We start from the raw sequence: 6,782 nt of genomic DNA on the forward strand, positions 1-6,782 counted from the left end.
CCCCTCTCCACCCTCAGCCCAGCCCCCATCATAGACACCGCATTCAGTGTGGCCCCGACGTCCCTGCACGCGGACACCCCCTCTATCTCTGAGGTGCGCTCGCAAAGCAGGGAGACCGCTAAGGCCCTGTGAGAGTAGCTCTTAGAAGGGGGGGCGGATGAGCTCCCCTCTATCACGGAAGGAAGCACCTCTATCATCCCGAGCTCGAAGGAGCCCTCATTTAAAACCGAGCCGCTCACCTGAGATCGCACCCCAGCTGGGCGGGGGATGGCTCTCGAGGAGAACAGTTGAAACTGCATCAGATCATGAGAATCCACACGATTCGCATCATGATGAAAGAGCTCATGGATTTAGGTTCAGCATCATCCCTTCACTAGGAAGTCATCCGCGCTCACCAGGCCCTTGGGGACGGATGCCCTCACGCCCAGCAGGGGATCCACCACCTGATTTATCTTGAGATTCACCAGGAGGCTGCCCAACATGTAGGCCTCCTCGAATGAGATCCCTCTAGCCCTCATCAAGGCCCTAACTGCTTCCTCTGCAGCCTCCCTCATCGCTTCATCCAAGGACTTGCCGGCTGATATAACTTGAAAACTGTCTTCGGTCTCTAGGATGGGCCAATTTGGTCTCTTACCTTTTATCAGATCCAATCTAACCAGCACCTCGCCGGGACACTCTATCGCTGACACGCAGAGCTCGCCATCGGCCTGAACAGCATGCAGGTCACCTAGGGCCAGTAGTGCTCCCTCACAGAAAACTGGAAGATATAGCCTGGCCCCTACCCCGAGTTCGCTCACATCCATGTTCCCTCCATGCCTTCCGGGATGGCCCGTTGGGATCTCATCACCCTCAGGAGCCACGCCTATCGTGCCTATCATTGGTCTCACGGCGATCTTGAGATCATCGAAATATACGAAACTGCGGTCTACCCTTGCAACCTTCGCCTTGGGTGAGAAGTTGAGATGGTACAGCCCTCCGTACCCCGGTATAACGGCTATCGCCCCTCTCTCCTGCAGCCTTATATCGAGTATATCCACCACAAGCGTATCCCCGGGCTCCGCTCCCCTGATGTAAACGGGCCCTGTGGCTCCGTCCACCCTGGACCAATCGAGTTTATCCGGAGGTGTATCCTCCCCCTTCACCTGCCCCCCGAAAGCATCCTCCGTTTCAAACAGGACATATTCACCTGGATTAACTGTCTCGACGGGCTTATGTTTTGGGCTGAAGGTGTATATCACGTTCTCCTTACCCACCCTTCTCATAAGGAACCCTCCGGCCTGGCGACTCCCGGGAAGAAAATAAAAAAGATTGCAGATTGAAGGGTCACCTCTCACACCGGCGGGAGTTGTGTGTACACCTTGGATACCTCGATTCCCTTCCTCCTCATTCTCAATATGCCGAGCAGGTATATCAGGATTCCCACCACTATGACCGTCAGCATCGCCGCCACGGAGATGTCATTCACCGCACCATAGTTCGGATCGGTTATCCAGTAATAGTTCGCAATAAGGTTCACTAAGAGGGACAGAATGCCCAGTATTGTTATTACTGGAACTCCGGATATCTTCCAATTCACTTCGGAACTCTCAAAGAGATCCTTCCTTCTGTAGGGGAAGAATATCGCTGCCAAGGACATTATGATCACTGAGAACGAGAGCGCCATTATACTCGAGATCACCTGAAGCTCTGGTACGAATACTATAGCGAATAAGAAGGCTTCTGCTATGACAAAAACCGTGAGAAGCGCGTATATCGGGGAATTGAATCTCTCGTTTACCTCAGCGAATTTCTCGGGGATCAGCCTATCGAAGGACCAAGCGAAGAGCAATCTGCTATCATTAAGTAGGTTCTGAGCCATGTACATCCAGCCCAAGAAGATGAACCCAAGATTCGCCCATAGGTTCAGTAATGGATTCTCTATTATCAGAAATGCCAGGGTATTGAAGTATGGTTGTATGGGTACCTTCAGGTTCTCCGGAGGATTGTAGAACAAATAGGAGAAGGCTGAGAGAAACTCAATACCCATAGCCTTTTGAAGGAGAAATGCTATTACGACCGTGAGTCCACCTATGAACGCTAATCCACCAATCTCCCCCAATATCTGAGCTCTCTTAACCTGGGCCACTTCGCCCGCTATGAAAACAGTCCCCATCGTCCAAGGGACTGCTAGGTAGGCTGCCGGGAGCACCTTCAATAGGTGCTCCAGCGTGTAGCCGTACACCCTCTCCGGTCCCCATCCTAGCCCCTTAGCGGCATCTATTATCGCATTATAGGTATCGAGAGTCCCGGTGTATTGGCTCATCAGCCTGTTAAGCGTGGAAGCATACGTGGCTGGATCGCAAATCGCTAGGTATACGAGGCCTATCAGGACGCCCACCAATCCCACCACGAAAGTGATCAACTGCACTTTCAGGAACTTCCTGAGACCGAATGATGTCAGGAGGAGGAATACGATCATTATGAGGGTGCCGACGATCAGCGATTGTATCGGATCCGCCAGTCTCTCTCCCAGAGAGACTAGGGCGGGGCTGTTAGTCACGAGCCCCAGAGTCAAGAACATTGTGGAGAGAGCGACACAGGAGAATGTGTAACCACCGAAGGCAAACCAGAACGCCAACCAGATGAACCAATTCCAGCTAGAGAGGAAACCTAGGAGGGGATGCAGTGCCCTGCTTATTATCACATAGTCTCCTCCGCTCCTGGGCATAGCTGTTGACGTTAGAGCGTACACCAGGACCTGGAACGCGAACAGAGCTGTCGAGACCAGCAATCCCGGCACTAAGGCTTGAGCCGGGACCACGTAGAGGGCTATTAAGTAGACAAAGACCAGAGCTGTGAAGTATGCCGTGAAGTAGACGTTGTATATGAATGAGTCCTTAGGATAAACCTCCCTAACGAGTCCAGAAGACCTCCTCACGAATATCGTTGGTGCCTCACCCATCATAACGCCCCTGCCGCGCGGTGGCGGAGATTCGCAAGCATGATTTTATATAAATCTATCGCACCTCCCATCGTTTATTTTCAGGAACTTTCTCATACAGAGAGCCCCAGATGGTGGATTATTTGAAAAGAGTCCCGATGCTCTCCGCAGGATGAGGACGGAGTTCAGAGAGTTGGTGAGCCTCAGTGACTTCATTCCATGAGCCGCACGAAAGGCATAATACTGGGGGTTGACGCCGAGGCCTATGCCTAATGAACTGGCGGTAGTCACCGTGCTGGGCGCCGATAGACCGGGCATAGTTGCCGCGATATCATCAGCCCTAGCGGAGGCCAACGCCAACATAATTGACATATCCATGACGGTGCTCAGGGGCATCTTCTCCATGATAATGCTCGTCGACATCTCTAGGAGCGAGCTCGATATAAATTCGCTGAGGGAGGAGCTTGAGAGGAAGGGGGAGCTGGTCGGTGTCAAGGTCCTGGTGCTTCACGAGAGCGTGTTCAGGTTCATGCAGAGGGTGTGAGTATGCCCAAGTACGATGCCAGCGAGATATCGGAGATAGTTGAGATGCTCTCCTTCCAGAACCTGGACGTGAGGTCCGTCACCCTAGGTATAAGCCTGCTCCCGGCCCTGAGGCACGAGGACATAGCAGAGGGGGTATACAGCGTGCTCCTGGAGAGATCTTCGAGGCTCAGCGAGGCTGTGGAGAGGGTATCCAGGAGATTGGGGGTGAGGATCGTGACCAAGAGGGTGGCCGTCACCCCCATCTGCGACCTCATAGACTCTAGGGCCTCCGATCCTGAGGAGGCGAGGAGGATCGGCTTGAGGATAGCGGAGCGATTGGACAGGGCTGCCAAGGAGCTCGGGATAGATTACATAGGCGGTTATGCGGCTTTCGTTGATTCTGGATTCTCCCTTGGAGATCTCGGTCTGATTAACTCGATACCAGAGGCGCTCTCCTCCACTGAGAGGCTCTCCTCCCTCGTGAACGTGGCCTCCACGATGCACGGCATAAATCTGAATGCGGTTTCCCTCATGGGAGAAGTCATCAAGAGGACAGCTGAGCTGAGCGATGGGAGGGGGTGCACCAGGCTGGGGGTCTTCGCCAACGCCGTGAGCGGCGTGCCCTTCATACCAGGTGCCTTCCATGACGGGAGGGAGGAGGATCCCGTCATAAACGTCGCGGTGAGCGGGCCTGGTGTTGTGGAGGGAATGGTGAGGCTGGTCGAGGGGGGAGATGTGAGGACCGTCCACGACTCCATAAAGAGGGCGGCCTTCAAGATAACAAGGCTGGGCGAACTCGTGGGGAGGGAGGTAGCCAGGGAGATGGGTGTAAGGTTCGGATCAGTGGACCTCTCTCTGGCCCCCACACCGGCCGTTGGGGATAGCGTGGCCGATGTGCTCAGGGCGATTGGGGTGAGCGATGTGGGGGCACCCGGGAGCCTGCTGGCCCTGGCGATACTGACGGATGCGATCAAGAAGGGGGGAGCGATGGCCACCTCATCCGTGGGAGGACTGAGCGGGGCCTTCATACCGGTGAGCGAGGACTATGGGATGGCCGAGGCCGTCAGGAGGGGATCCCTCAACCTGCAGATGTTGCTCGCGATGGTAGCGGTCTGCAGCACCGGGCTCGACATGGTGCCCATCCCGGGGGATGTTGAGAGTCACGTCATCTCAGCGATAATAGGGGACGTCATGGCTCTTGGTGTCGCGCTGGACAAGACTCTGGGGGTGAGGCTAATCCCCGTTCCGGGTGCCAGGGAGGGAGAAAAAGTTGATTTCGGTGGGCTGCTCGGTTCCTCACCAGTTCTGGGGGTTCCCAAGATCGGATCCAAGGCTCTGCTGGCCAGGGGCGGCGTGGTTCCGCCCATGGTGAACAGGCTGCTCAAGGGGTGAGCCGATGAAGGTCCTCAGGTTCAGGGGGAAGTACAGGGACGCCATAATCTCGGGTAGGAAGAGGACCACGATAAGGAGGGAGAGCTCCCTGAGGCCGGGAGATCTTGTCATGGTGGAGGTGGGGGAGGAGAGGATAGGTGAGGCCCTGATAAAGTGCGTGGAGGAGGTTTGCGTGGAGGAGCTGAACGATGAGCTTGCGGAGGAGGATGGCTTCGGGAGCCTGAGCGAGCTCCTGATGGAGCTTAGATCCATATATGGGGACGATGTCCTGAGGGAGGGGACCAAGCTTAAGTTGATAAGGTTCGAGATCGTGAGGAGGGAGTCTGCATGAGCTCGCTGGGCGGCTTCATAGTACCCCAGGCCCAGAGGGTGGATAGGGAGCAGGACGTCGTGATAGTCGGCGGAGGGCCTGGTGGTCTGACCGCGGCTGTTTACCTGGCCAGGTACGGTCTGAGGACCCTCGTGATAGAGAGGAGCGCTCCCGGCGGAAAGGTGAACGTGAACCCACTCATAGAGAACTACCCGGGATTCGAGTCCATAAGCGGGGAGGAGCTAGCCAGGAAGATGCACATGCACGCTCTGAAGTCCGGGGCTTCCATCCTCTCACCCGAGGAGGTCATCAGGCTCGACCTGGGGGGTGAGCTGAAGAGGATCCTCACCAGATCCGGCAGGGAGTTCGTGGCGAGGGCGGTGGTGATAGCCACGGGAGCCGAGGAGAGGAAGCTCGGCATACCCGGGGAGTCCGAGCTCTTCGGAAGGGGGGTGAGCTACTGCGCCGTCTGCGACGGCCCCTTCTTCAGGGACAAGAGGGTGATAGTTGTCGGTGGGGGTAACACGGCCGCCATCTCAGCCATATACCTATCAAGGATAGCGAGGGAGGTCATCCTGGTTCACAGGAGGGACAGCATGAGGGCAGAGAGGGCGCTAGTGGATAAGCTGAGATCCACGGCGAACGTGAGACTCTTGCTCAACAGCGTGCTGAGCAAGGTGGTCGGTAGCGGCAGGGTGGAGGGGGCGATCGTGAGGGACCTCGGGACCGGGGAGGAGAGGCTCCTGGAGGCCGATGGTGTCTTCATATTCGTGGGAGTTGAGCCGAGGAGCGAGATCGCAAGGGAGGCAGGAGTGGAGGTCGATGAGAGGGGCTTCATAAAGGTGGACTGCTGGCAGAGAACTAACTTAGCGGGCGTTTACGCGGTGGGGGACGTGACCGGCGAGCCCATGCAGATAGCGAAGGCTGTGGGCGATGGTGTGAGGGCAGCCGTGGATATAAACAACAGGCTCTTCGGGAGGGCATGATCAAATCCTCATGACGGGGACCCTCCCGAACCTCCCCAACTCGATCTCCTCCCCGGGCTCAGCGTCAGCAAGCACGACCCTCACCCCGAGGACCCTCCTCTTTATGCGGCTCGCGGTCATCACATCCCCTATCAGCTTGGCCAGGTCACTCCTGCCCATGCTCAGGGGTAGGACCACCATGTCCAAGCCGGACAGGCAGTAGGGCGTGAGCAGCGCCAGTTCCCTGGCGCCCATCTCCAAGCTCAGGGCCGCCTCCTTCAGCAGGTCATCCTCCGCCATGGGGAGCATCAGCTCGTTGAACCCCAGCCTCCTCATGCCGCGCGATGCCTCCCCTATCGCGGAGTTCACCTCAGCCACTGCCGATGGGGTTCCGGGTCCCAGGAAGGGGGATCTCGCGACCAGGCTCACGACCCTGGCTGCGCTCTCCTCCATCCAGGGGCTGAGGGAGAAGTCCATCCCGAGGATGGGGACCTCCTCCCCGAGGTCGGAGGAGGCGCTCTCGGCCTCCGACACCGCATCCCTGAAGACCCTCGAGAGGGCGTACCCGAGCACCTCCCGGGGCTCCTCAACCTCCGAGAGCGGGCCGTAGAGGTCTGAGGGGTAGAGAAGGGAGAAGCTGATCCCGAAGGACTCGGCCCTAGTCATCGGG

At 57.0% G+C, this 6,782-nt stretch carries 8 protein-coding genes; 4 read left to right on the top strand and 4 right to left on the bottom strand.

Annotated features, from left to right (window positions below; translation table 11 throughout):
* The 3 genes from BA066_06025 to BA066_06035 all read right to left on the bottom strand — a co-directional run.
* On the bottom strand, nucleotides 1-197 hold a 197-nt coding region (locus BA066_06025), incomplete at its 3' end, for a 3-phosphoshikimate 1-carboxyvinyltransferase (protein RDD53127.1).
* 165 nt (nucleotides 198-362) lie between these two features.
* On the bottom strand, nucleotides 363-1,262 hold the full coding sequence (locus BA066_06030) for a formamidase (protein RDD53128.1): 900 nt from the start codon (nucleotides 1,260-1,262) through the stop codon (nucleotides 363-365).
* Between the two features lie 68 nt (nucleotides 1,263-1,330).
* Nucleotides 1,331-2,944: an APC family permease gene (locus BA066_06035; GenBank protein RDD53129.1), complete on the bottom strand. Its 1,614-nt coding sequence runs from the start codon at nucleotides 2,942-2,944 to the stop codon at nucleotides 1,331-1,333.
* 241 nt (nucleotides 2,945-3,185) lie between these two features.
* Between BA066_06035 and BA066_06040 the strand changes: the two genes are divergently transcribed.
* From BA066_06040 to trxB, 4 genes are read left to right on the top strand one after another with little or no spacing between them, the layout of a single operon-like run.
* Nucleotides 3,186-3,464, top strand: a complete 279-nt coding sequence (locus BA066_06040; GenBank protein RDD53130.1) for an ACT domain-containing protein — start codon at nucleotides 3,186-3,188, stop codon at nucleotides 3,462-3,464.
* A 2-nt stretch (nucleotides 3,465-3,466) separates the two neighbouring features.
* Nucleotides 3,467-4,837, top strand: coding sequence for a PFL family protein (locus BA066_06045; GenBank protein ID RDD53131.1), 1,371 nt, complete (start codon nucleotides 3,467-3,469; stop codon nucleotides 4,835-4,837).
* A gap of 4 nt (nucleotides 4,838-4,841) precedes the next feature.
* Nucleotides 4,842-5,168 carry an ASCH domain-containing protein gene (locus BA066_06050; GenBank protein RDD53132.1) on the top strand — a complete coding sequence of 109 codons (327 nt, stop codon included), beginning with the start codon at nucleotides 4,842-4,844 and terminating at the stop codon, nucleotides 5,166-5,168.
* Complete coding sequence (gene trxB / locus BA066_06055; GenBank protein ID RDD53133.1) at nucleotides 5,165-6,133, top strand: thioredoxin-disulfide reductase; 969 nt, start codon at nucleotides 5,165-5,167, stop codon at nucleotides 6,131-6,133. The genes BA066_06050 and trxB overlap by 4 nt, the downstream gene beginning before the upstream one ends.
* On the opposite strand, the gene BA066_06060 is transcribed toward trxB, so the two are convergent.
* Nucleotides 6,134-6,778 carry a DUF711 family protein gene (locus tag BA066_06060; protein ID RDD53134.1) on the bottom strand — a complete coding sequence of 215 codons (645 nt, stop codon included), beginning with the start codon at nucleotides 6,776-6,778 and terminating at the stop codon, nucleotides 6,134-6,136.
* Between the last annotated feature and the right edge of the window lie 4 nt (nucleotides 6,779-6,782).

This window comes from Candidatus Korarchaeota archaeon NZ13-K, assembly GCA_003344655.1.
In the GTDB taxonomy this organism is placed as follows: Archaea; Korarchaeota; Korarchaeia; order Korarchaeales; family Korarchaeaceae; genus Korarchaeum.